This is a genomic window from Bradyrhizobium zhanjiangense (assembly GCF_004114935.1).
Lineage (GTDB): Bacteria > Pseudomonadota > Alphaproteobacteria > Rhizobiales > Xanthobacteraceae > Bradyrhizobium > Bradyrhizobium zhanjiangense.
This window is the reverse complement of the sequence record NZ_CP022221.1, coordinates 6884036-6908170: the sequence shown is the minus strand read 5'-3', so window position 1 is coordinate 6908170 and position 24135 is coordinate 6884036. Positions and strand designations below refer to the sequence as shown.

21 protein-coding genes and 1 pseudogene are annotated in these 24135 nt (G+C 64.1%); 16 read left to right on the top strand and 6 right to left on the bottom strand.

The features are described from left to right. Positions 1-137 precede the first annotated feature (137 nt). From XH85_RS33090 to XH85_RS33075, 5 genes and pseudogenes are all read left to right on the top strand, one after another. Positions 138-908 (top strand): methyltransferase domain-containing protein, encoded by a 771-nt coding sequence (locus tag XH85_RS33090; RefSeq protein ID WP_128935226.1) that lies wholly within the window; start codon positions 138-140, stop codon positions 906-908. 198 nt (positions 909-1106) lie between these two features. Next, positions 1107-2108, top strand: a complete 1002-nt coding sequence (locus tag XH85_RS33085) for a DctP family TRAP transporter solute-binding subunit (protein ID WP_128935225.1) — start codon at positions 1107-1109, stop codon at positions 2106-2108. Between the two features lie 155 nt (positions 2109-2263). After that, positions 2264-2743: pseudogene (locus XH85_RS47735) on the top strand (TRAP transporter small permease); the annotation flags it as partial. A gap of 216 nt (positions 2744-2959) precedes the next feature. Continuing rightward, a complete protein-coding gene (locus XH85_RS47730) occupies positions 2960-4240 on the top strand; it encodes a TRAP transporter large permease (protein WP_245471180.1) in 1281 nt (426 codons plus the stop codon). Between the two features lie 198 nt (positions 4241-4438). Further along, positions 4439-6367, top strand: coding sequence for an alkyl/aryl-sulfatase (locus tag XH85_RS33075; RefSeq protein ID WP_128935223.1), 1929 nt, complete (start codon positions 4439-4441; stop codon positions 6365-6367). A gap of 186 nt (positions 6368-6553) precedes the next feature. On the opposite strand, the gene XH85_RS33070 is transcribed toward XH85_RS33075, so the two are convergent. Together XH85_RS33070 and XH85_RS45470 are read right to left on the bottom strand one after the other, a co-directional pair. Then, positions 6554-7624 (bottom strand): glycosyltransferase family 4 protein, encoded by a 1071-nt coding sequence (locus XH85_RS33070; protein WP_128935222.1) that lies wholly within the window; start codon positions 7622-7624, stop codon positions 6554-6556. A gap of 159 nt (positions 7625-7783) precedes the next feature. Further along, positions 7784-7981, bottom strand: coding sequence for a hypothetical protein (locus tag XH85_RS45470; RefSeq protein WP_164934623.1), 198 nt, complete (start codon positions 7979-7981; stop codon positions 7784-7786). Between XH85_RS45470 and XH85_RS33065 the strand changes: the two genes are divergently transcribed. From XH85_RS33065 to XH85_RS33050, 4 genes are read left to right on the top strand one after another with little or no spacing between them, the layout of a single operon-like run. After that, positions 7904-9667 carry an ABC transporter ATP-binding protein gene (locus tag XH85_RS33065; protein WP_128935221.1) on the top strand — a complete coding sequence of 588 codons (1764 nt, stop codon included), beginning with the start codon at positions 7904-7906 and terminating at the stop codon, positions 9665-9667. The two genes, XH85_RS45470 and XH85_RS33065, sit on opposite strands and share 78 nt — an antisense overlap. 56 nt (positions 9668-9723) lie before the next feature. Continuing rightward, positions 9724-11928: an amylo-alpha-1,6-glucosidase gene (locus XH85_RS33060; RefSeq protein ID WP_128935220.1), complete on the top strand. Its 2205-nt coding sequence runs from the start codon at positions 9724-9726 to the stop codon at positions 11926-11928. Positions 11929-11951: 23 nt separating this feature from the next. Then, complete coding sequence (locus XH85_RS33055; RefSeq protein WP_164939904.1) at positions 11952-12473, top strand: PRC-barrel domain-containing protein; 522 nt, start codon at positions 11952-11954, stop codon at positions 12471-12473. 23 nt (positions 12474-12496) lie between these two features. Then, positions 12497-13810, top strand: coding sequence for an MFS transporter (locus tag XH85_RS33050; RefSeq protein ID WP_128935219.1), 1314 nt, complete (start codon positions 12497-12499; stop codon positions 13808-13810). Between the two features lie 41 nt (positions 13811-13851). On the opposite strand, the gene XH85_RS33045 is transcribed toward XH85_RS33050, so the two are convergent. From XH85_RS33045 to fixL, 4 genes are all read right to left on the bottom strand, one after another. Next, on the bottom strand, positions 13852-14550 hold the full coding sequence (locus XH85_RS33045; RefSeq protein WP_164934639.1) for a helix-turn-helix domain-containing protein: 699 nt from the start codon (positions 14548-14550) through the stop codon (positions 13852-13854). A 103-nt stretch (positions 14551-14653) separates the two neighbouring features. Further along, positions 14654-15070 (bottom strand): response regulator transcription factor, encoded by a 417-nt coding sequence (locus XH85_RS33040; protein ID WP_128935217.1) that lies wholly within the window; start codon positions 15068-15070, stop codon positions 14654-14656. A 58-nt stretch (positions 15071-15128) separates the two neighbouring features. Beyond that, the gene (fixJ, locus tag XH85_RS33035) at positions 15129-15746 is read right to left on the bottom strand and encodes a response regulator FixJ (protein ID WP_128935216.1); all 618 of its coding nucleotides are present in this window, start codon (positions 15744-15746) and stop codon (positions 15129-15131) included. Between the two features lie 3 nt (positions 15747-15749). After that, a complete protein-coding gene (fixL, locus tag XH85_RS33030; protein ID WP_128935215.1) occupies positions 15750-17267 on the bottom strand; it encodes a sensor protein FixL in 1518 nt (505 codons plus the stop codon). 204 nt (positions 17268-17471) lie between these two features. On the opposite strand from fixL, the gene XH85_RS33025 reads away from it, so the two are divergent. From XH85_RS33025 to ccoG, 7 genes are all read left to right on the top strand, one after another. Further along, the gene (locus XH85_RS33025; RefSeq protein WP_128935214.1) at positions 17472-18305 is read left to right on the top strand and encodes a universal stress protein; all 834 of its coding nucleotides are present in this window, start codon (positions 17472-17474) and stop codon (positions 18303-18305) included. A gap of 42 nt (positions 18306-18347) precedes the next feature. Then, the gene (locus XH85_RS33020; protein WP_091892710.1) at positions 18348-18773 is read left to right on the top strand and encodes a CBS domain-containing protein; all 426 of its coding nucleotides are present in this window, start codon (positions 18348-18350) and stop codon (positions 18771-18773) included. Positions 18774-19082: 309 nt separating this feature from the next. Then, positions 19083-20732, top strand: coding sequence for a cytochrome-c oxidase, cbb3-type subunit I (gene ccoN, locus XH85_RS33015; protein ID WP_128935213.1), 1650 nt, complete (start codon positions 19083-19085; stop codon positions 20730-20732). Positions 20733-20744: 12 nt separating this feature from the next. Continuing rightward, positions 20745-21479 (top strand): cytochrome-c oxidase, cbb3-type subunit II, encoded by a 735-nt coding sequence (gene ccoO, locus XH85_RS33010; RefSeq protein ID WP_128935212.1) that lies wholly within the window; start codon positions 20745-20747, stop codon positions 21477-21479. A 13-nt stretch (positions 21480-21492) separates the two neighbouring features. Continuing rightward, positions 21493-21657: a CcoQ/FixQ family Cbb3-type cytochrome c oxidase assembly chaperone gene (locus XH85_RS33005; protein ID WP_063691463.1), complete on the top strand. Its 165-nt coding sequence runs from the start codon at positions 21493-21495 to the stop codon at positions 21655-21657. A 6-nt stretch (positions 21658-21663) separates the two neighbouring features. After that, positions 21664-22536 carry a cytochrome-c oxidase, cbb3-type subunit III gene (gene ccoP / locus XH85_RS33000; RefSeq protein WP_128935211.1) on the top strand — a complete coding sequence of 291 codons (873 nt, stop codon included), beginning with the start codon at positions 21664-21666 and terminating at the stop codon, positions 22534-22536. Between the two features lie 120 nt (positions 22537-22656). Then, a complete protein-coding gene (ccoG, locus tag XH85_RS32995; protein ID WP_128935210.1) occupies positions 22657-24123 on the top strand; it encodes a cytochrome c oxidase accessory protein CcoG in 1467 nt (488 codons plus the stop codon). Positions 24124-24135: the final 12 nt, after the last annotated feature.

Genomic DNA, 24135 nt, shown 5'->3' with positions numbered 1-24135 from the left:
ACGCTCTCTTGTTGTTTCTTGGCTGTTGCTTTCGTTTCCTGCCGAGTCCCGCGGGCTTTGCGAATTGCCCGACCGGGACGAGCAGTGGTAACCAAGAGCTTCGGCGAAGGAAACACGAAAAAGAAAAGGCATCAGCGATGGTCTGGGATCCGCAGCAATATCTGAAGTTCTCCGGTCACCGGCTCCGGCCCGCCGTCGACCTGTTGATGCGGATTCCGGATTTCGGCCCACGCGCGATCGCCGATCTCGGCGCCGGCGCCGGCAATGTGACAAAACTGATCAGGGAGCGCTGGCCGGAGGCCGCCGTGACCGGCGTCGAGGGTTCGGCCGAGATGGTCGCGGCCGGCCGCAAGGCCGCGCCCGACGTGGAATGGTCGCATGAGGACCTCGGACATTGGCGTCCCGCGAAGCGGTATGACTTGATCTATTCCAATGCCGCACTGCACTGGCTGCCCAATCACGCGGCACTGTTTCCGTCGGTGATGGAGAAGGTCACGCCCGGCGGAGTGCTTGCGGTGCAGATGCCGCGCAATTTTACCGCGCCGTCGCATGTGCTGATCGGCGAGACCGCGCTGAACGGTCCCTGGCGGTCCAAGGTCGAGCATCTCGTCACCCCGCCGCCGGTCGAAGGGCCGGCCTTCTATCACGACCTGCTCGCGCCGCTCTCGCAAAATATCGACATCTGGGAAACTGAATATCTGCAAGTGCTCGAAGGCGAGAACCCCGTGAAGGAGTGGACCAAGGGGACCTGGCTGACGCGCTATCTCGATGTCTTGCAGGGTGATGAGAAGGCTGCGTTCGAAGCGGCCTATGGGATGCGCGTCGCAAAGGCCTATCCGAAGAATGCGGCGGGGCAGACGCTGTTCCCGTTCCGGCGCCTCTTCATGGTCGCCCAGCGCAAAAACTGATGGCACTGCCGCAATGCGGCAAAAGCGCTCGTTTCCTTGGACTGAAGCGGGTGCCGGGTTGCGCATCCGGCAGCGGTCAAGTTAGCTTGGCTGCAGCAAATTGGGCTTAGGTCTAGTTGTTCGGGTGGCGGATTGCTGCCACTACTGACCTGAAAAACAAAAAGACCCAGTTTAGACAGGTTGTTGGGAGGTTACTTTATGCGCAAGCTGCTTCTTGCAGTCGCCGCCGCGGCTATTCTCTTGGCCCCTGCCGTCGCCCAGGCCCAGAATCCCATCGTCATCAAGTTCAGCCACGTCGTCGCCAACGACACCCCGAAGGGCAAGGGCGCGCTGAAGTTCAAGGAGCTCGCCGAGAAATACACCGACGGCAAGGTCAAGGTCGAAGTCTACCCGAACTCCACGCTCTACAAGGACAAGGAGGAGATCGAGGCACTTCAACTCGGCTCGGTGCAGATGCTCGCGCCGTCGACCGCGAAATTCGCGCCGCTCGGCATCAAGGAATTCGAGGCGCTCGACCTGCCCTGGCTGTTCAGGGATGAACAGACCTACGCCAACGCGATGAAAGGCACGGTCGGCAAATGGCTGTTCCAGAAGCTCGAGGCCAAGGGCATCACCGGGCTCGCTTATTGGGACAACGGCTTCCACATGCTCTCCGCCAACCGCCCCTTGCTGAAGCCGACCGATTTCCAGGGGCTTAAATTCCGCATCTCCGGATCGAAGATCGCCGACCAATATCTTCGCATCATGGGTTCGATCCCGCAGATCATGGCGTTCTCCGAAGTCTACCAGGCGCTGCAGACGGGCGTGGTCGACGGCTGCGAGAACACGCCGTCCAACTACCTGACGCAGAAGTTCTACGAGGTGCAGAAGGACATCACCGTGTCCTATCACGCGCATCTGCAATATGCCGTCATCGTCAACGCGAAATTCTGGTCGGGCCTGCCGCCCGACATCCGCACCCAGCTTGACAAGGCGATGGCGGAGGCGACCGACTACACCAACTCGATCGCGCGCCAGGAGAACGAGGACGCGCTGGCCGAGATCAAGAAGACGGGCAAGACCAATCTGCATTATCTCACCGACGCCGATCGCAAGGCGTGGCAGGAGGCGATGCAGCCGACCTACAAATGGGCGAAGGGACGGGTCGGGCAGGAGGTGCTCGATCTCCTTGCCAAGGAACTCGACGTCAAGATGAACTGACGGCCGCGCCCTACTAAGAACAATAACAACGGTCGGGGGTGATCGCACTCCCGGCCGTTTCGCTCTTGAATGGACGAGCCAATGCTGGGGGGACTAAGTTGCTGCGTGTGCTGAACCGTGTGCTCGATCATCTCGAGGAATGGCTGATCGCGACGATGATCGCGGCTGCGACGTCGCTCATCTTCGTCGCGGTGCTGCATCGTTACGGCGCCGGCCTGTCGATCGATATCGCCAGATGGGCGGAAGCCCGCAATCTGGCCTTCCTCGCCGTTCCCGCGCGCGCGACGTTCAGCTGGCTTGCCTCGCTCGACCTGTCCTGGGCGCAAGAGCTCTGCATCTACATGTTCATCTGGATGGCGAAGTTCGGCGCCGCCTACGGCGTGCGCACCGGCATCCATGTCGGCGTCGACGTGCTCGTCAACATCCTTCCGGGCGGATCGCGCCGCCGCGTCATCACCTTCGGGCTGTTGTGCGGCGCGCTCTTCACCGCCATCGTGAGCTATTTCGGCGCCGCGTTCGTCAACCAGATGTGGCAGACCGGCCAGCAGTCCAACGATCTCGAAGCGCCGATGTGGGTGGTGTATCTCACCATCCCGCTCGGCTCCGGCTTGATGTGCTTCCGCTTCCTCCAGGTCGCGTGGTCGTTCTACCGCACCGGCGAGCTGCCGCATCACGACATGGCGGGCGTCGAGGGCGTCGAGGCGGACCCGGTGCATCCGGCCCCGGTCACACCCAGCCAGGTTGTCCGGGACGAGCGTAGCCCGCTCGGCTGGATCCTGATGCTGCTGCCGGTCCTGATCGTCGCCCTGTGCTTTGCGCATGCCGGCCACGTCATCACGCTGCCGCATGGCCTGCGCGTCGTCATCGTGTTCGCACTTCTGCTCTCGTTGATGCTGACGGGCATGCCGATCTCGATCGCGCTGGGTCTCACCGTGCTCAGCTTCATGTTCACGCTGACCGATGTGCGAACGGAATCGGTGGCGCTGAAGCTGTTCACCGGCATCGAGAATTTCGAGATCATGGCGATCCCGTTCTTCATCCTTGCCGGCAACTTCCTGACCCATGGCGGCGTGGCGCGCCGGATGATCACGTTCGCGACCGCGCTGGTCGGCCATTGGTACGGCGGTCTCGCTTTGTCGGGCGTGGTCGCTTGCGCGCTGTTCGCGGCAATTTCCGGCTCGTCGCCGGCGACCGTGGTGGCGATCGGTTCGGTGATCCTGCCTGCGATGGTCGCGCAAGGGTTTCCGAAGCGGTTCGGGGCGGGGGTGATCACGACATCGGGCTCGCTCGGCATTCTCATTCCGCCGTCGATCCCGATGGTTCTCTACGCCGTCTCCACCAACAGCTCGGTCGGCAAGCTCTTCATCGCCGGCATTGTGCCGGGATTCGTCCTCGCCACGCTGCTCGGCGCCACAACGTTCTATCGTGCCTGGCGCAACGACTATCCGCGGATGCCGAAGGCCACGTTCCTCCAGCGTCTGGATGCGTTCCGCAAGTCGATCTGGGGCATCCTGCTGATCGTGATCGTGATCGGCGGCATCTACAGCGGCTTGTTCACGCCGACCGAAGCTGCGGCCGTCAGCGCGGTCTACGCCTTCATCGTCGCGGTGTTCATCTACAAGGATCTGAAGCTGCGCGACGTGCCGCGGGTGCTGCTGTCATCGGCGAACCTTTCGGCGATGCTGCTCTACATCATCACCAACGCCGTGCTGTTCTCGTTCCTGATGACCTACGAGAACGTGCCGCAGGCGCTGGCGCAATGGATGATCGACCAGGGCTTGGGGTGGATCGGCTTCCTGCTCGTCGTCAATCTGTTGCTGCTGCTGGCGGGCAACGTGATGGAGCCGTCCTCGATCATCCTGATCATGGCGCCGATCCTGTTTCCGGTCGCGGTCAAGCTCGGCATCGACCCGATCCATTTCGGCATCCTGATGACGGTCAACATGGAGGTGGGGCTGTGCCATCCGCCCGTCGGCCTCAATCTCTACGTCGCCTCAGGCATCGCCAAGATGGGCATCACCGAGCTCACCGTCGCGGTGTGGCCTTGGCTGTTGACCATGCTGACGTTCCTGGTGATCGTGACCTATTGGCCCGGCCTGTCGTTGTGGCTGCCGACGCTATTGGGGATGTAGCGGCTTAACCCCGTCTCGTTCTGGGGAGAGGGCAAATCGTAGCCCGGATGGAGCGCAAGCGTAATCCGGGACTTTCCCGCGTCTGGATCGAAACCCCGGATTGCGCTTCACTCCATCCGGGCTACGGTTCGCTCCTTCCTCCGATGGCAATCAACCGCGAGATGCGGTTAGATGGCCGCGACAGGCCGGAGAATAGATATGACAGAATCCAGCAGCGAGCCGAAAAGCGCAACGCCGTCCGTCATCGCGCAACACGAGGCCATGCTGAACGCGCTGCCGTTCTCCGACACGCGGGATTTCGACGATGCGGCGCGCGGCTTTCTCGGCACGATCGAGAACGCGACGGTCACACATCCGCAGGGGCGGACGGTCTGGAGCCTTGCGCCCTATGGCTTCCTCGCCGAGCAAGAAGCGCCGCCCACAGTCAATCCGAGCCTGTGGCGGCAGTCGCGGCTCAACATGCATCACGGCCTGTTCGAGGTCGTGCCGGGCGTCTATCAGGTGCGCGGCCTCGACATCGCCAACATGACGCTGATCGAGGGCGACAGTGGCGTCATCGTCGTGGATACCCTGACCTCGATCGAGGGCGCGCGCGCCGCGCTCGATCTTTACTTCAGGCATCGTGGCAAGCGCCCGGTCGCGGCCGTCATCTTCACGCACACCCACACCGATCATTGGGGCGGCGCGCGCGGTGTGCTGGAGGAGGATGCGCTGGCGACTAGCCGCGTGCCGATCATCGCGCCGAACCTTTTCGTGGAGCACGCCGTCTCCGAGAACATCATCGCTGGACCGGCGATGCTGCGCCGGGCGCAGTACCAGTTCGGCCCGTTCCTCGCCAAGGGCGCGCGCGGGCAGGTGGATTGCGGCCTCGGCAAGTCGATGGCGGCAGGCTCGGTCGCGCTGCTGCGCCCGACCGATTTGATCATTGCCACCGGCGAGAGGCGCGTCATCGACGGCGTCGAGTTCGAATTCCAGATGGCGCCCAACAGCGAAGCGCCGGCGGAGATGCATTTCTTCGTCCCGCGCTACAAGCTTCTGAACCTCGCCGAGAACTGCACCCACAATTTCCACAATCTGCTGCCGTTCCGCGGCGCCGACGTGCGCGACGCGCTGGCCTGGTCGAAATATCTGGGCGAGGCCCTGCTGCTCTGGGACGGCAAGGCCGAGGCGATGTGCGGCCAGCATCACTGGCCGGTGTGGGGGAGGGATCGGATCGGCACCATGATCCGGCAGCAGCGCGACCTCTACAAATTCGCGCACGACCAGACCATCCGCCTGATGAACCACGGCCTCACCGCCGCCGAGATCGCCGAGACGATCCAGCTGCCGAAGAGCCTGGAGGCCGCCTGGCACGGCCGCGGCTATTACGGCCACATCCGGCATAATGTGAAGGCGATCTACCAGAAATATCTCGGCTGGTACGACGCCAATCCGGTCAATCTCGACCCGCTGCCGCCAGTGGAGTCAGGCAGGAAGTATGTCGAGTACATGGGTGGCGCGGATGCCATTCTGGCGCGGGCGCGGACGGATTTCGACAAGGGCGAGTTTCGTTTCGTCGCGCAGGCGCTCGGCCATCTCGTCTTCGCCGAGCCGGACAATCAGGCGGCGCGCGCGTTGCTGGCGGATACGCTCGAGCAGCTCGGTTATGCCGCCGAAAGCGCGACCTGGCGCAACGCCTATCTGTTCGGCGCCCAGGAATTGCGCCAGGGCATGCCGAAGGTGTCGGCGCGCCCGCCGATGCCGCGCGAGACGCTGGCCGCATTGCGCACCTCGCAGCTCTGGGACGTGCTCGGCATCCGCCTCAACGGCCCGAAAGCGGAAGGCAAGCACATCGTGCTGAACTGGCGTTTTTCCGACACCGGCGAGACCTTCGTTCTCAATTTGGAGAACTCTGCGCTGACCTATACCGAGGGCGCGCAGGCGGACGGCGCCGATGCCAGCTTCACGCTGGCGCGCTCGACGCTCGACGAAGTCATCGCGAAACAGACGAGCTTTCCGGAGGCGATCGCCGCCGGCAAGATCAAGCTATCAGGTAATCCGATGCGGCTCGCCGAACTGATGGGCCTGATGGACGAATTCCCGCGCATGTTCGAGATCGTCGAGCCAAAGCGGGCGGGGGTGGTGTAGGGCGCCGGTGACGCCGCACATTTCTCCGTCATTGCGAGGAGCCCTTGCGACGAAGCAATCCAGACTGTTGCCGCGGAAAGGTTCTGGATTGCTTCGCTGCGCTCGCAATGACGGGGTGATAGAGTTGGGGGTATTGCGCCCGTGTCGTCCCGGCGAAGGCCGGGACGACAGTGGAGATTGCGTCCGCTACTCCGCGCTGCTCACCAGCTTGATCCGCGGTGCTTGTTCCTCGGTCAGGCTGCGATAGGCGGCGAGATAGTCCAGTGCCATGCGCCGCGCCGTGAAGCGCGTCTCGAACTGCTTGCGGATCGCGGCGCGGTCGAGCTGCGGCAGGCGCTTGATCACCCCTGCCGCGCTGATGACGTCCTCGACCACGAAGCCGGTCAGGCCTTCGTCGATGATCTCCGGCGCCGAGCCGCGGTTGAAGGCGACGACCGGCGTTCCGCAGGCCATGGCTTCGATCATCACGAGGCCGAACGGCTCTGGCCAGTCGATCGGCAGCAAGAGGCCGAGCGCGCCGCTCAGGAAGTCCGATTTCTCGTGATCGCTGATCTCGCCGATGAACTCCACCAGAGGATTGTTCTCGATCATCGGCCGGATCAGCTCATCATAGTAATCCTGGTCGGCGCGATCGACCTTGGCGGCGATCTTTAGCGGGATGCCGCAATGGGTCGCGATCTTGATGGCGCGGTCGACGCCTTTCTCCGGCGCGATGCGGCCGAGCACGGCGAGATACTCTTGGCGAGCCAGCTTCGGCGTCAGCAGATTCTCCGGCAGGCCGTGGTGGATCGTCGTCACCCAGTTTGCCTGCGGCACCGGTCGCCGCTGCGCATTGGAGATCGAAATGACGGGCATCTTGGTGAAGGTGTTGAAGACCGGCTGGTGCTCCGGCAGGTCCAGCCGGCCGTGCAGCGTGGTCACGAACGGCGTCGGCTGCCGGTGGAACAGCGACCACGGATAATAATCCAGATGGAAGTGGAGGAAGTCGAACTCCTCATCGTCACATTTCTGCCGCACCCGCTCCAGGAGCACCATGTGCAGCGCATTGGGATCGCGCACGGAACCGTCGAGACGGAGTGCCCGCGGCCATAATGCATCCAGCTTTGCCGAGGTTTGCGAGTCGCCGCTGGCGAACAGCGTCACATCGTGTCCAAGGGCCACCAGCTCTTCCGTCAACCAATGCACCACCCGCTCGGTGCCGCCATACAGCTTGGGTGGAACAGCCTCCGTCAACGGAGCAACCTGCGCGATGCGCATCTCACCATCTCCTTTGTGCGATCATGATCGAAGAGCCCCCGCCAGTACGGCACCGGCAATGCCAGACAAGGGAACGTTCCCGCACTTGCGAAGTTCCTTCCTCCAAACGTTACATATTCGACACGTGCGGGGCCGTCTCGATGCTGCCATCACATCTTCTCAGATCGTCCGCATCCGCATGTCGTGATCGCCCCGCCCGGGAACCGAGGCGAAGCGGTCGATGTTCAGTTCGATCGGTAAACAACATCCGAAAATCATCACGACGGGGTCGGTAGCCATATGGATCAGCTTTCTGGATACGCGCGCAGGCCATTTGCCTTTGTCCTGCGCTATCTCCGGCGTCGTCTTGCGTCGCATCTGGTGATCCTGACCGCTGTCGTGGCAGCCGTTGCCTGCTCCGTGGGCACGCAGTATGGCGTCAAATCCCTGGTCGACAGTCTGTCCGCCGGACCATCACATGGTGGCAGCGTATGGCTGGCATTCATTTTACTCATGTCGCTGATCGCCGCCGACAACTTCCTGTGGCGGATCGCGAGCTGGACGGCGAGCTTCACCTTCGTCCGGGTCACGGGTGATTTACGCCGTGACATATTTCGTCATCTGACCGGTCACGCGCCGAGCTACTTCTCCGATCGCATGCCGGGCATGCTGACGAGCCGCATCACGGCGACCTCGAACGCGGTGTTTACGGTCGAGAACATGTTCGTCTGGAACGTGCTGCCGCCCTGTATTGCCACAGTTGCGGCAATCATGTTGATTGGAACCGTGAGTCCCTATATGGCGCTCGGCCTGATCGTGATCGCCGGTGGCATGGTGATCGCGATGTTCCACCTGGCCGCCGCCGGCAAGCCGCTGCATGACGATTTCGCCGACAAGGCGGCCGTGGTCGACGGCGAGATGATCGACGTGATCAGCAACATGCCGCTGGTGCGCGCTTTCTGCGGCATCAGCCACGAGCATGAGCGCTTCGATGCGACGGTGAACCGGGAGCTCACCGCGCGCGGCCGCAGCCTGCGCTATCTGGAGAAGCTGCGGCTCACGCATGCCGGCGTGACCGTCGTGCTGACGGTGGCGCTGATGGCCTGGGCGATCACGTTGTGGCAGCGGGGTGAGGCGACCACCGGCGACGTCGTGCTGGTCTGCACCCTCGGCCTATCCATTCTCAATGCCACGCGCGACCTCGCGGTGGCGCTGGTCGACGTCACCCAGCACGTCGCGCGGCTGACCGAGGCGATCGCCACGCTGCTGGTGCCGCACGAACTGCGCGATCACCCCGAGGCCGAGCCCCTCGTCAAGAGCGGCGCCGCGATCGCGTACAACAACGTCACCTTCGGCTATCCCGGCGGCGAGAAGATCTTTGAGCGGTTCAGCCTGCGCTTGCAGCCCGGCCAGCGTGTCGGTCTGGTCGGCCAGTCCGGCGGCGGCAAATCGACGCTGTTCACGCTGCTCCAGCGCTTCTACGATACCGACGAGGGCAGCATCACCATCGACGGACAGGACATCTCGAAGGTGACGCAGCTGAGCCTGCGCGAGGCGATCTCGGTCGTGCCGCAGGATATCTCCTTGTTTCATCGTTCCATCCGCGAGAATATCCGCTATGGTCGCCCGAACGCGACCGATGACGAGGTGCTGCGCGCGGCGATCGCGGCGCGCTGCGATTTCGTCGAGAGTCTGCCCGACGGCCTCGACACCATGGTCGGCGACCGCGGTGTGAAGATGTCGGGCGGCCAGCGCCAACGCATCGCGATTGCGCGCGCCTTCCTCAAGGACGCGCCGATCCTGCTGCTCGACGAGGCGACCGCAGCGCTTGACAGCGAATCCGAGGAGGCGATCCGCGAGGCGCTGTCGCGGCTGATGCGCGGCCGCACGGTGATTGCGATCGCGCACCGCCTGGCGACGCTGCGCAATTTTGATCGCGTGGTGGTGCTCAAGGCCGGTAAGATCATCGAGGACGGCGCGCCCGACCGGCTGATGCAGGCTCACGGTCCCTACCGTGAGCTGGTGACGCAGGAGATGAGCCGGCTCTCGAAGTTCGCCGCGTAGATCCAGCAGTCGCGTTCGTTGGTTGCGTTTCGAATCAAGGCGCAGGGGAGCAGCTCATGGCAGCCGAAACCGTAACCCAGATCATTTCGATATCGCAGGCGGCGGAAGCCGTCGCGGAGCAGACGTTCTACATTCCGATGACGGGACCCGCCGCCCGGCCGCGGCGGTCCCTCAAGCACGACGACACCTTCATCGTGCTCGACAGCCACGGCGACATCGGCGCTTCGGCGGGCGGGCCGGACGGGCTGTTTCACCACGACACGCGCTATCTGGCGCGGCTGGAGCTCGTGCTCGACGATCTCCAGCCGCTGCTGCTCGGCTCGAATCTGCGCGACGACAATTCGGCGTTGACAGTCGATCTGACCAATCCCGACATATACCGTCAGGGCCGCCTCGTGTTTCAAAAGGATCTGCTGCACATCGTGCGCACGATCTTCCTGTGGCGCGGTGCCGCCTATCAACGCATCGGCGTGCAGAACCACGGCGACGCGCGCGCCAGCTTCGAGTTGACGCTGCTGTTCGACAACGACTTCGCCGACCTGTTCGAGGTCCGCGGCGAGCGGCGCCCGCGCCGCGGGACAGGCACGAGCCGGTTGCTCGGCCCGACCGACGTGCTGTTCGGGTATCGCGGCCTCGACGACGCCGAGCGCACCACCGGCCTGCATTTCGACCCGCGCCCGACGCGGCTGTCGGTCAATGCCGCGACATGGCAGCTCGAGCTCGACCCGCACGAGGCCAGATCGCTGTTCGTCGCCGTCTCCTGCAACCGGCCGGTGACGGAAAAGCCGGCGCGGTTCTTCCAGGGCCTCCTGGCGCACCGCCGCGAGATGCGGCAGTCGACCATGGGCGCCGCCAGCATCGAGACCTCCAACAACATCTTCAACGAGGTGCTGTGCCAGGCCATGGCCGACCTCAACATGCTGATGACGGAGACCCCGCAGGGGCGTTATCCCTATGCCGGCATACCCTGGTACTCGACGACGTTCGGCCGCGACGGCCTGATCACTGCGCTACAGATGCTCTGGATCGATCCGCGCGTCGCCAAGGGCGTGCTCAGACGGCTCGCGCATTTCCAGGCGAAGGCGATCGATCCGCTCGCCGACGCCGCGCCCGGAAAGATCCTGCACGAGATGCGCGGCGGCGAGATGGCGGCGCTGGGCGAGGTGCCGTTCTCCCAATATTACGGCAGCGTCGATTCGACCGCGCTGTTCGTCCTGCTCGCCGGAAGCTATTTCGAGCGCACTGGAGACGAGGCCACGTTGATCGAGCTGTGGCCGGCGATCGAGGCGGGGCTCGCCTGGATCGACGGTCCTGGCGATCCCGATCAGGACGGCTTCGTCGAATACCAGCGCGCGACGGAAAAGGGGCTGGCCAACCAGGGCTGGAAGGATTCCTACGACGCGATCTTCCATGCCGACGGCCAGCTCGCGGAAGGCAACATCGCGCTCGCCGAGGTCCAGGGCTACGTCTACGCGGCCAAGCAGCTCGCCGCGCGCTGCGCGCTGCGGCTCGGCAAGCCGGACCGCGTGCGCCAGCTCGAGGCCGAAGCCAAGGCGCTGGCCGAGCGCTTCGAGAAGGCGTTCTGGTGCGAGGAGCTCGGCACCTATGCGCTCGCCCTCGACGGCAGGAAGCGCCCCTGCAAGGTGCGGACCTCGAATGCCGGGCAGGTGCTGTTCAGCGGCATGATCCGCGAGGATCGCGCCCGTCTCGTCGCCGCCGATCTGATGCGGCCGCATTTCTATTCGGGCTGGGGCATCCGCACCGTCGCGCAAGGCGAGGTGCGCTACAACCCGATGTCCTATCATGACGGCTCGATCTGGCCGCACGACAACGCGCTGATCGCGCTCGGGCTCGCGCGCTACGGCCTCAAACATTCGGTGGCACATGTCTTCAAGGGGCTGTTCGACGCGGCGACCTACATGGACCTGCGCCGGCTGCCCGAATTGTTCTGCGGTTTCCGGCGCGAGAAGCGGCGCGGCCCGACGCTCTATCCGGTCGCCTGCGCGCCGCAGGCCTGGGCCAGCGCGACGCCGTTCACGCTGCTGGAAGCGGCGCTGGGCATCGAGTTCGACGTGGCACGCTGTGAGATTCGCCTGCGCAATCCGCATCTGCCGACGTTTCTGAACGAGGTGATCCTGCGCGATCTGCGTCTGGGCGGGTCCAGCGTGGATCTGCGCGTCAGCCGCCACGGCGACGACGTGGCGCTGGAGGTGTTGCGCACGCGCGGCCAGATCCAGGTCTCGATCGTGCTGGCGCGCTAGCGGCGCGCCGTGAGGAGGGTGCGATGCGTGCGATCGGAGCGCTAATCCTGGGCATAGCCATCGTCTCGGGCCTGGCGGTGGCGACCTCGCACGCCGCGGAAGATCAACCCGCGGGCGCGAGCGAAGCGAATGCGCCGCCGACGGCACAGCCGCCGGCCTCGACCGTTCCGGTCACCCCCAAGGATGCCGCCCCGCCGCCCTCGGTGACCATCATCGGCGCAAGCGAGGCGCATGGCGTCCTCGGCCGCGACGTGCGCAGCGCCGCCGGTGAAGACATGGGCCGCATCGTCGACGTCATCGTCGATCGCACCGGTCATGTGCGCGCGGCGGCGATCGATTTCGGCGGCTTCCTCGGCGTCGGCAGCCGCAAGATCGTGGTGGACTGGAACGCGCTGCGCTTCGGCAAGATCGCCAACAAGAAGGACAGCATCACGCTCGAATTGACCAAGGCGCAGGTCGCGGCCGCGCCGGAATACAAGGAAGACACGCCGATCGTCGTGCTCGGCGCGTCCGGCAGCCTTCAACCGCTGCAAGCGATTCAGTGAGGTGTCCGGAGGGCTGACCGCCTGTGCTGTTGTCAAGGAAGCCGAAACATGCAGATCGCGACGGCCGCGTTGACCAGAACAACGTCGCCGCACCGCCGGCTGCAGGCCTTCCGGCACCGTCGCGCCAGAGCCTGCGCGGGCTCGACTGGTTCATCTTCTTCCTCGCCGATGTGCAGACCGGATTCGGTCCGTTCATCGCGGTTTATCTGACGACGCAGAAATGGACCCAGGTCGAGATCGGCCTCGTGCTGTCGATCGGCGGCATCGTCGCCCTGATCGGGCAGATGCCGGGCGGCGCGATCATCGATGCGGCCAAATCGGAACGGCTGGTGGCCGCCCTTGCGATTGCCACCATCGGCTGCTGCGCGCTTGCCTACGCCGCGATGCCGATCTTCCCCGTCGTGGTGACCGCCGCCACCCTGCATGCGATGGCGAGTTGCGTGCTGGGGCCGGCGATTGCGGCGATCAGCCTCGGCCTCGTCGGCCCGATCGCGATCGGCGAGCGTCTCGGCCGCAATGCCCGCTTTGCCTCGCTCGGCAACGGCGTCGCGGCGGCGGTGATGGGCACCGCCGGCTACCTGCTGTCGAGCCGCTCGGTCTTCCTGGTTACCTTCCTGCTCGCGATCCCGACCCTGATCGCGCTTTCGCGCATCCGCGAGCACGAGGTCGACATTAGACGCTGTCACGGCGAGATGCCGCCTGAAGCCGCGGATCGCGGCGACACCAATGTCTGGCACCTGATCCGGCAGCGTCCGCTGATCGTGTTCGCGCTGAGCGTGCTCTTGTTGCAGCTCGCGAATGCCGCGATGATGCCGCTGATGGCGAGCGCGGTGACGGCGCGGTCGAGCCAGTGGGCGACGGTGCTCGTCGCCTTTTGCATTGTCGTTCCGCAAGCGATCGTGGCGCTGCTGTCACCGAGCATTGGACGCAAGGCGCAACTCTGGGGCCGGCGGCCGCTGCTCCTGATCGGATTCGGCGCGCTGACGGTTCGCGGCCTGTTGTTCGCAACCGTGCGCGATCCCTATCTGCTCGTGCTGGTGCAGGTGTTCGACGGCCTCACCGCGGCCGTGTTCGCGGTGATGATTCCGCTGATCGTCGCCGACGTCGCATTCGGCAGCGGCCACTTCAACCTGGCGCAGGGCATCGTCGGCACGGCGACCGGCATCGGTGCGTCCTTGAGCACCGCGCTTGGCGGCTATGTCAGCGACAAGTTCGGCAACGCCACCGCCTTCATCGGACTGTCCGGCATCGCCGCCACGGGGCTTCTGCTGATTTTGTTCGTGATGCCGGAGACGCGGCGCGCGGGTATGACCGCGACCAAAGAGATGGCCGGCTGAACGAATTCAGCCGGCCAAGTAGGTGGGGGACGAAAGAGAGATCAGGCGTCCAGATTGTGCAGGCGCTGGCGGTTGCGCAGCACGATTTGGCGGGCGCCGGAGAAGCCCAGGATGCCCTGGGTGTGAAGCTGCGACAGCGCTCGCGACACGGTCTCGAGCGTGAGGCCGAGATAGTCGCCGATGTCGCGGCGGCACATCGGCAGCGCCATCATGCCAGCAACGGCGAGGCGGCGGTCCATTTCGAGCAGGAAGGTCGCAACGCGCTCCATCGCGGTCTTGCGCCCCAGCAGCAGCATGTGGTCCTCGGCGTGGCGCAGCTCGGAAGCCGTCATGGCCCAGAGCTTGCGGGCGACCTGGACGTCGATGCCGGCGGCCTTCTCGAGGCTGGCGCGCTTCACGAGGCGCACGGTGGTGTCGATGATGGCTTCGGCGGCGAGGCGGTGAGTGGCGCCGGATTCGAGCCCGAACACGTCGCCGGGAAGATGGAAGGCACCGATCTGGCGGCGGCCGTCGGAGAGAAGCTTGTAGCTGCGCACCGCGCCGGTGATGACCTGATAGACATATTCGGCCGGCTCGTCCTCGCCATAAATCTCCTCGTCCTTGCGGTAGGAGAACTCCGTGGCGACGAGGCCGACATGGCCCGTGATCGCGCCGAACTGGTCGGTGACGGGATGGGCAGGAGCAATCTTGCCACCAATCTGGGTATTGATTGCCTTGGTGTTGATCGTCTGGGTCAGCATCTGCGCCATCTCCGTTGTGATGACGCATTGGTACGCGGTATCGGGGGCTTCGAAAATTTCGAGCGATATCTTAAGGGGGTTGCCTTACGTAGAATCCCGTAGGTCAGGCGTGGCGGTGGTCCTGGATGGCGCGGCGGATGCGCTTGAGCAGGTTTTCGTCGAGAAGCGGCTTCAGGACCACGTCTTTCACCCCGGCCGCGGCCGCCCGGGCCGAGATGTTCTCGTCCGGATAGCCGGTGATCAGGATCACGGGGGTCTCGCCGTCGGACTGGCGCAGCCGGCCGGCGAGCTCGATGCCGTTGATGTCGGGCATCTTGTAGTCGATCACGTAGCAGTCCGCGCCCGGAGCGCCGCTCGCGTTGAGCAGGGCCGTGCCGCTCCTGAAGGTCCGCACGGCAAAGCCGTCGGTCTCCAGCAGGAACCGCAGGGATCCCAGGACGGCGGCATCGTCGTCGACCACATAGACGGTGGGTTTTGTGGGAGACGACGGCCGCGCATGGTGTGAGCTGACCTCGATCATGCTGCTTGACTAGCACGGGTCTCGCCAAGGGCCTTGACCTGCCTCAAGGCTACCTGGCTCAATCGTTGAGCATGCCGGCGCGCATCGCCATGCGGACCAGCTCCGAGAGGCTGCCCGCCTGCATCTTGGTCATCACATTGGCCCGGTACACCTCGATGGTCCGCGGGCTGATGTCGTATTCGCGGGCGATCAGCTTGTTGGAAAGGCCTGCGATCAGTCCCTCCATGACCTGGCGCTCTCTCGGGCTCAAGGAGGCGACGCGGGCGGCGATGTCCTGCGAAATGGCCTCACTCTTGGCCGCCGGTTCGGCCTGGCGGATCGCCGTCTCGATCATGGTGATGAGACGATCGTCCTCGAAGGGTTTCTCCAGGAAGTCGACGGCGCCGAGCTTCATTGCCTCGACCGCGAGCGGCACGTCGCCATGCCCGGTCATGATCAGGATTGGAAACGGGCTGTTCTGCGCCTTCATGCGCTTCAGAAGCTCGATCCCGTCAAGGCCCGGCATGCGCACGTCGGAGACGACGCAGCCGAAGGCGAGGCCGGGCAGGGTGTCGATGAAATCTTTCGCATTTTCGAACAGCGTGACGCCGAAGCCGGAAGAATCCAGCAGGAAGTTCAGCGAGTCCCGCATCGCAGCGTCGTCGTCGATGACGTAGACATGTCCCTTGTTGGTCATGCATCAGTTCTCGTCGGCTGCTGGCAAGGTGAAGCGGAATGTCGCCCCGCCCGATGCGTTGCTCTCGGCCCACATGCGGCCGCCGTGAGCCTCGATGATCGAACGGCTGATCGACAGCCCTACGCCCATGCCGGTTTCCTTGGTGGTGAAGAAAGTTTGAAACAGGTTTGGAATGACGCCGTCCTGGAAGCCGGAGCCGGTGTCGGAAACCTCGACCTCGATCATGTCGTCGGCAACCGGCTTGTTGGCCACCACGAGCTCTCGCTGCGGCGACTGCGCCATCGCTTCCAGCGCGTTGCGGAACAGGTTGACCAAGACCTGCTGGACCTGCACGCGGTCGGCCAACACGAGGTCCGCCTTCGGATCGAGATTGAAGCGGAGCTGGACATTCTGCTCGCGCGCGCCGGCGAGCCCGAGCGCGCCGGCCTCCTCGATCAGCTTGGACAGGCTCTCAATCCGCTTCTCCGACTCGCCGCGGGAGACGAAGTCGCGCAAGCGGCGGATGATCTGGCCGGCGCGCAAGGCCTGCTCCGAGGCGCGGTCCAGCGCGCTTTCGATCTTCGTCGTATTCGGATCAACGCTGCCGGCAAGCAGACGCCGCGATCCCTTCATGTAGTTGCTGATCGCCGCCAGCGGTTGGTTGAGCTCGTGGGCGAGCGCCGAGGCCATTTCGCCCATCGCGGTCAGCCGCGAAACGTGGACGAGCTCCGACTGCAGCTGCTGAAGCCGCGCCTGCGTCTGCTGATGTTCCGTGAGATCGCGGACGAAGCCGGTGAAATAGAGCTCGCCGCCCCGTTGCGTCTGCCCGACCGAAAGGTGCATCGGGAACGTCGTGCCGTCGCGGCGCTTGCCGGTCACGATGCGGCCGATGCCGATGATGTGGGGATCGTTGGTCTTGAGGTAACGCACGATATAGCTGTCGTGACGCGATTGATCAGGCTCCGGCATCAGAATGCTGACGTTCCGACCAATGGCTTCCTGCCTGCTATAGCCGAACAGCCGCTCCGCGGCGCTGCTGAAGAGCTGCATGATGCCGCGCGAATCGATCACGATCATCGCGTCCGGCACCGTTTCGAGAATCGAGCGAAGATGATTCTCCTGAGAGCGCAGGGCCTCTTCCAGATGTCTTTCCTCGTTGATGTCGAGGAATATCCCGCTGAGATGACGTGGCGAGCCCGAATCGTCTCGGATCACGCCGGCCCTGGCCCGGATCCATTGGCCCTTCCCCGAAGGACCGCCAACCTTGAAGGACACGTCGAATCCCGCGCCGTTCTCCAAGCTGCGCTCGATTCCCTGCAAGACGCGGTCCCGATCGCTGGGGGCCAGCAGCGACAGAAAGAGATCGTGGCTGACGGCATCATCCCGCGCGAGGCCAAACAGCCGCTTGGACATCTCGGACCATTCAAGGTCCCGAGTTCGCAAATCGAGATCCCAGGTGCCAACCCCGAATCCCTCGATGCGGAGCCGGAAATGCTCGCCCCGACCATCGTCTGCCGGATGGGTTACGCGGGTCGGCGCCAAACTTCACTCCTCGCTAAAGCGCGGTCGGCAGGATGCGCTTACCGCTCATGACAATGTCGCTCAAGGTTCGTTCGGAGGCAAGCCGGATTGAATTCATTAGCGGAATTCCTGCGACATGACGGCCGGCGATTTGATCTATCTCATCCTGCCTTGCGTCGGCGAGGCTAGATTTCGCGGCAGTTCATTGCCTGCCGGAGAATCCCGATGACATATGCGACCGTGATGGTCAGCCTCGCACTCGATCAGTCCAACGAGGCGCGCCTTCAGGTCGCGGGCGAGCTCGCCGAGCGATTCGAGGCGGCCATCGTCGGCGTTGCCGCGGCTCAGTTCGCGCCGCCGCTTTATTTCGCCGACGGCGCCGAAGCACAAGTGCTGATCGAGGACGGCGAAGCGTCCGTCAAGCGGCGGCTCGCCGGTCTCGAGGCGCAGTTCCGCGCCGCCACCAGGAATCGCGGCGGACACACAGAGTGGCGCAGCGCCATGGATTTTCCGACGCGTTTTGTCCTGGAGCAGGCGCGCTGCGCCGACATCGTCATCAGCGGCGGACAGAGCCCCGCCTTCTCTGACGCCTTTGCGCTCGCAAGCGCCAAGGACCTGGTGATGCAGGCCGGCCGGCCGCTTCTGGTCGTTCCCGATAACGCCAATTGGCTCGATCTGCGCAGCGTGCTGGTGGCGTGGAAGGACACGCCGGAGGCGCGGCGGGCAGTCGTCGACGCGCTGCCGATGCTGCGCAAGGCGAGGGACGTCACCATCGTCGAAATTCCGGAGCAGGGCGACAACCGCTCGGTCGTGATGGCCGGCGTCAGCGACGTGGCCGCCTGGCTCGCCCGTCACGGGGTCACCGCGACAGCGCGCGTCTCGGAGGCGGCGCGGAACGAAAGCGCTGCCGCGCAATTGGACAAGGTCGCCGGCGACGTTGGCGCCGGCCTGATCGTTGCGGGCGCCTATGGTCATTCGAGATTTCGTGAACTGATCCTGGGCGGCGTCACCCAGTATCTGGTCACACAATCTGCCCGCAGCGTGCTGCTGTCGCACTGAGGGCCGGCCGCCCGGCCAGTAGCGAATCGAGGAGGACGCGCCATGTACAGATTTCTCGAACAAACCGTCGACCGCTACATGACACGCAACGTCAAAACGGTGCAGCGCGACCGCGACTTGCTCGAGCTCAGCGAGATGTTCGAGACCGACGACTTCAACTCGTATCCGGTCGTGGATGACGGCCAGGTGGTCGGCATCGTCACCAAGTTCGACATCCTGAAGTGCTTCGCCTTCACGCCGAGCCAGATGCTACCGCGCTATCCCGACTTGATGAGTCGCAAGATCGGCGACGTCATGACACCCGAGTTCATCTATGTCGGCCCCGAGACGCGGCTGACGCGCGTGCTCCAGATCATGGTCGAGCATCGCATCAGGAGCATCATCGTGCTCGACGGCGCGCAGAATCTGGCCGGAATCATCGCCCGCGAGGACGTCATCGCGGCACTCAAGGCGACGGCGCGGGACTGACGCGATGCCTTCCCCCTTCTCCCCTTGTGGGAGAAGGTGGCGCGAAGCGCCGGATGAGGGGTATGTCTCCACAGAGACGCCGTTCCCCGCCGCACCAACCCCTCATCCAAGCGAGTTTGCCGCGCTGTCCTCGCTGCCCTCTCCCACAAGGGGAGAGGGCACTTTAACTGGCCGCACCGAAAAAATACGGAGGAACCCAGAAAATATTCGTCGGCTACGGCTAACCTCCAAGGCCATCTTGATTTCAATCAATTCCCCGCGAGGGTGAATGTGGTTTCTGGCGTCGTGTTCTTTCGAGAGAGAATCCGCATGAGCCAGCCCTCCATCTCCAAATCCATGACCATCGGCGAAAGCGGCCTGTCTGTCGTGTTTGCAGTCGCCGCCTTCCTCTGCGTGATCGCTGCGGCCAAGGCGCTCGATGCGCCCTTTGCCTTCCACGCTGCGCTCAGCGCTGCGGCGAGCCTGGCTGCGGTGTTCTTTATCGTGAACCGCTATTTCGAACGGCCGGCCACGCTGCCGCCGGCGGAGATCAATGGCCGGCCCAACTACAACATGGGGCCGATCAAGTTCACCGCCTTCATGGCGATGTTCTGGGGCATCGCGGGCTTCCTTGTCGGCCTCATCATCGCCTCGCAGCTGGCCTGGCCCGCGCTGAATTTCGACCTGCCCTGGACCAGCTTCGGCCGTCTGCGGCCGCTGCACACCTCCGCGGTGATCTTCGCCTTCGGCGGCAACGTGCTGATCGGCACGTCGTTCTACGTCGTGCAGAAGTCCTGCCGCGCGCGTCTGGCCGGCGATCTCGCGCCCTGGTTCGTCGTGATCGGCTACAACTTCTTCATCCTGATCGCCGGCACCGGCTATCTGCTCGGTGTCACCCAGTCGAAGGAATATGCCGAGCCGGAATGGTATGCCGACCTCTGGCTGACCATCGTCTGGGTCGCCTACCTGCTGGTCTTCCTCGCCACCATCTTCAAGCGCAAGGAGCCGCACATCTTCGTCGCGAACTGGTTCTATCTCGCCTTCATCGTGACGATCGCGGTCCTGCATCTCGGCAACAATCCGGCGCTCCCGGTCTCGGTGTTCGGCTCGAAGTCCTACGTCGCCTGGGGCGGCATCCAGGATGCCATGTTCCAATGGTGGTACGGCCATAACGCGGTCGGCTTCTTCCTGACCGCCGGCTTCCTCGCCATCATGTACTACTTCATTCCGAAGCGCGCCGAGCGGCCGGTCTATTCCTACCGGCTGTCGATCATCCACTTCTGGGCGCTGATCTTCCTCTACATCTGGGCAGGTCCCCACCATCTGCACTACACGGCGCTGCCGGACTGGACGCAGACGCTCGGCATGACCTTCTCGATCATGCTGTGGATGCCCTCCTGGGGCGGCATGATCAACGGCCTGATGACGCTGTCGGGCGCCTGGGACAAGCTGCGCACCGATCCCGTGCTGCGCATGCTCGTGGTCTCGGTCGCGTTCTACGGCATGTCGACCTTCGAAGGTCCGATGATGTCGATCAAGGTGGTCAACTCGCTCAGCCACTACACCGACTGGACCATCGGCCACGTGCATTCCGGCGCGCTCGGCTGGGTCGGCTTCGTCTCCTTCGGCGCGCTCTACTGCCTGGTGCCGTGGGCCTGGAATCGCAAGGGCCTCTACAGCCTGAAGCTCGTCAACTGGCACTTCTGGATCGCCACCCTCGGCATTGTTCTCTACATCTCGGCGATGTGGGTGTCCGGCATCCTCCAGGGCCTGATGTGGCGCGCCTACACCTCGCTCGGCTTCCTCGAATATTCCTTCATCGAGACCGTCGAGGCGATGCATCCCTTCTACATCATCCGCGCCGCCGGCGGCGGCCTGTTCCTGATCGGCGCGCTGATCATGGCCTACAATCTCTGGATGACCGTCCGCGTCGGCGAGCAGGAAGTCCAGATGCCCGTCGCTCTTCAGCCGGCGGAATGAGGAGCTCAAGCAATGTCATTCTGGACACGCCATCAAGTCTTCGAAAAGAACTCGATCATCCTGGTCGTCGGCATCCTGCTCGTGGTTGCGATCGGCGGCCTCGTCGAGATCACCCCGCTGTTCTACCTCAAGAGCACGATCGAGGCGGTCGACGGCGTCAGGCCTTACACGCCGCTGGAGCTCGCCGGGCGCAACGTCTACGTCCGCGAAGGTTGCTATCTCTGCCATTCGCAGATGATCCGCCCCTTGCGTGACGAGGTCGAGCGCTACGGCCACTTCTCGCTCGCCGCCGAGAGCATGTTCGACCATCCGTTCCAGTGGGGCTCAAAGCGCACCGGTCCGGATCTGGCCCGCGTCGGGGCGAAATATTCCGACGACTGGCACGTCACCCATCTGACTAACCCGCGCGCCATCGTGCCGCAATCGGTGATGCCGGGCTATCCGTTCCTGAGCCACACCGAGGTCGATCCGGACACGATCGCCGACCACATGCGCACGTTGAAGGCCGTGGGCGTGCCCTACACCGACGACCAGATCGCGAGCGCCGGCGCCGACCTGAAGGCCCAGGCCGATCCGGACAATACCGGCGGCGATGCCTTCAGCAAGCGCTACGCCAAGGCCGTCGTGCGCAACTTCGACGGCAAGACCGGCACGCCGACCGAAATGGACGCGCTGATCGCCTACTTGCAGATGCTCGGCACGCTGGTCGACTTCAAGCTCTACAACGAGAAAGCCAATCTTCGCTGAGAAGGCATCAACGATGAAAGCTATCCTGACAGTCCATAATCTCGCGTCCGAGCTGGTGACGACGATCTGGACGCCGGTGTTCGTCGCGATCTTTCTCGCGATCATCGCCTACGCATTTTGGCCCCGTAACAAGGCTGCGTTCGACGAAGCAGCACACCTGCCGTTGCGGGAGGAGTGAGAGACCATGACCGATCATAGCGAAGTCGATACCGTCACCGGCAAGTCCACGACCGGACACGAATGGGACGGCATCAAGGAGCTCAACACGCCGCTGCCGCGCTGGTGGGTGATCGCCTTCTACCTCACCATCGTGTGGGCGATCGGCTACTGGATCGTCTATCCGGCCTGGCCGTTGATCGCCAGCAACACCACGGGCCTGTTCGGCTATTCGTCGCGCGCCGACGTCGCGGTCGAGCTCGCCAATCTCGAGAAGATCCGCGGTGACAAGATGGTGGCGCTGGGCGCAGCCTCGCTGGCCGACATCGAGAAGGACCCCGCGCTGCTCGCGCTCGCCCGTGCCAAGGGCAAGACCGTGTTCGGCGACAATTGCGCGCCGTGCCACGGCTCCGGCGGCGCCGGCGCCAAGGGCTTCCCGAACCTGAACGACGACGACTGGCTGTGGGGCGGCACGCTCGACCAGATCATGCAGACCATCCAGTACGGCGCGCGTTCCGGCCATGCCAAGACGCACGAAGGCCAGATGCTCGCCTTCGGCAAGGACGGCGTGCTGAAGGGCGACGAGATCGTCACGGTCGCCAACTACGTGCGGTCGCTGTCGGGCCTCTCGACCCGCAAGGGCTTTGATGCCGCCAAGGGCGAGAAGATCTTCGCGGAGAATTGCGTCGCCTGCCACGGCGACGGCGGCAAGGGCAACCAGGAGATGGGCGCGCCGAACCTGACCGACAAGATCTGGCTCTACGGCTCGGACGAGGCGAGCCTGATCGAGACCATCAGCCAGGGCCGCGCCGGCGTCATGCCGGCCTGGGAAGGGCGGCTCGATCCCGCCACCATCAAGGCGATGGCGGTCTACGTTCATTCGCTCGGCGGCGGCAAATAAGCCGATCCACGGCCAACGACTTCCGGCGGGGGCGAAGAAAAGCGCCCCCGTTTGCGTTGGATCAAGGGACGTGCCGGCGCCGGGTCTAGGTTTGATCGCACCTCTTGAGAAGATTCCGCGATGAACAAGACCGTCAACCCGAACGAACTCAAGCCGGCGGACGACAACGCGCCGCTCTACGCTGCGCGCAAGAAAGTCTATCCCCAGAGCGTCTCCGGCACGTTTCGCCGGATCAAATGGGGCCTGATGGCGTTCTGCCTCGGCGTCTATTATCTCCTGCCGTTCGTGCGCTGGAACCGCGGCCTCGGCGCGCCCAGCCAGGCCGTGCTGATCGATCTCCCCAACAGCCGCTTCTACTTCTTCTTCATCGAGCTGTGGCCGCAGGAGGTCTACTACTTCACCGGCCTGTTGATCGTCGCCGCGGTCGCGCTGTTCCTGATGAACTCCATCGGCGGCCGGATCTGGTGCGGCTACCTCTGTCCGCAGACGGTGTGGACCGACCTGTTCTATGCCGTCGAGCGTCTCGTCGAGGGCGACCGGCGCGAGCGGATGAGGAAGGACAAATCGTCCGACCCGATCAAACTCGAGCGCATCTACGAGATCGTGCTCAAGCACTCGATCTGGCTGCTGATCGCCTGGTGGACCGGCGGCGCCTGGGTGCTCTATTTCAATGACGCGCCGACGCTAGTCAAAGAGCTCGTCACCTTCCAGGCGCCGATGATCGCCTATGTCTGGATCGGCATCCTCACCGCGTCGACCTATGTGCTCGCCGGCTTCATGCGCGAGCAGGTCTGCACCTATATGTGCCCGTGGCCGCGGATCCAGGCGGCGCTGACCGACGAATGGGCGCTCAACGTCACCTATCGCTACGACCGCGGCGAGAAGCGCACCTCGGTGAAGAAGGCCGCGGAGCTGCGCGCCCTCGGCCAGCAGGTCGGCGACTGCGTCGACTGCTATCAATGCGTCGCGGTCTGCCCGACCGGAATCGATATCCGCAACGGGCCGCAGCTCGAATGCATCCAGTGCGGACTCTGTATCGACGCCTGCGACAACGTGATGACCAAGATCGGTCGGCCGAAGCGGCTGATCGGCTACGACAACGACATCAACATCCAGCGCCGTCAAGAAGGCAAGGCGCCGATCTACCGCATCGTTCGTGCCCGCACGATCGTCTACAGCGCAATCATCGCGGCGGTCGGCGGCATCATGATCTATACGCTCGCGACCCGCAGCTTGCTCGACGTCAACGTCCTGCACGACCGCAATCCAGTCGCGGTCAAGCTCAGCGACGGCTCGATCCGCAATGCCTACACGGTGCGTCTGCTGAACAAGAGCGGCTACGACCGCGTCATCGCCATCGACGTGGAGGGGCCAGTCAACCCGACGATGCACGTCGTCGGCGTCGATTCGGTGACGCCGGACCGCCCGATCATCGTGGTTCCGCGCGACTCCACCAGCGAACTGCGGCTGCTCGTCACCGCACCGGCCGAAAATAATCCGGAGAAGTCGATTCCGGTCCGCTTCCACGTCATGGACATCGGACTGGGCGTCGCCGCGAGCGCCACCGACAATTTCGTCACGCCTTAAGGATCAGGAGAC

Excerpts from the sequence above, each read along its gene's own strand:
- XH85_RS33090 (WP_128935226.1), top strand. The coding sequence starts at position 138 with ATGGTCTGGGATCCGCAGCAATATCTGAAGTTCTCCGGTCACCGGCTC.
- XH85_RS33085 (WP_128935225.1), top strand. The coding sequence starts at position 1,107 with ATGCGCAAGCTGCTTCTTGCAGTCGCCGCCGCGGCTATTCTCTTGGCC.
- XH85_RS33075 (WP_128935223.1), top strand. The coding sequence starts at position 4,439 with ATGACAGAATCCAGCAGCGAGCCGAAAAGCGCAACGCCGTCCGTCATC.
- XH85_RS33070 (WP_128935222.1), bottom strand. The coding sequence starts at position 7,624 with ATGCGCATCGCGCAGGTTGCTCCGTTGACGGAGGCTGTTCCACCCAAG.
- XH85_RS33065 (WP_128935221.1), top strand. The coding sequence starts at position 7,904 with ATGGATCAGCTTTCTGGATACGCGCGCAGGCCATTTGCCTTTGTCCTG.
- XH85_RS45470 (WP_164934623.1), bottom strand. The coding sequence starts at position 7,981 with ATGCGACGCAAGACGACGCCGGAGATAGCGCAGGACAAAGGCAAATGG.
- XH85_RS33060 (WP_128935220.1), top strand. The coding sequence starts at position 9,724 with ATGGCAGCCGAAACCGTAACCCAGATCATTTCGATATCGCAGGCGGCG.
- XH85_RS33055 (WP_164939904.1), top strand. The coding sequence starts at position 11,952 with ATGCGTGCGATCGGAGCGCTAATCCTGGGCATAGCCATCGTCTCGGGC.
- XH85_RS33045 (WP_164934639.1), bottom strand. The coding sequence starts at position 14,550 with ATGCTGACCCAGACGATCAACACCAAGGCAATCAATACCCAGATTGGT.
- XH85_RS33040 (WP_128935217.1), bottom strand. The coding sequence starts at position 15,070 with ATGATCGAGGTCAGCTCACACCATGCGCGGCCGTCGTCTCCCACAAAA.
- fixJ (WP_128935216.1), bottom strand. The coding sequence starts at position 15,746 with ATGACCAACAAGGGACATGTCTACGTCATCGACGACGACGCTGCGATG.
- XH85_RS33025 (WP_128935214.1), top strand. The coding sequence starts at position 17,472 with ATGACATATGCGACCGTGATGGTCAGCCTCGCACTCGATCAGTCCAAC.
- XH85_RS33020 (WP_091892710.1), top strand. The coding sequence starts at position 18,348 with ATGTACAGATTTCTCGAACAAACCGTCGACCGCTACATGACACGCAAC.
- ccoN (WP_128935213.1), top strand. The coding sequence starts at position 19,083 with ATGAGCCAGCCCTCCATCTCCAAATCCATGACCATCGGCGAAAGCGGC.
- ccoO (WP_128935212.1), top strand. The coding sequence starts at position 20,745 with ATGTCATTCTGGACACGCCATCAAGTCTTCGAAAAGAACTCGATCATC.
- XH85_RS33005 (WP_063691463.1), top strand. The coding sequence starts at position 21,493 with ATGAAAGCTATCCTGACAGTCCATAATCTCGCGTCCGAGCTGGTGACG.
- ccoP (WP_128935211.1), top strand. The coding sequence starts at position 21,664 with ATGACCGATCATAGCGAAGTCGATACCGTCACCGGCAAGTCCACGACC.
- ccoG (WP_128935210.1), top strand. The coding sequence starts at position 22,657 with ATGAACAAGACCGTCAACCCGAACGAACTCAAGCCGGCGGACGACAAC.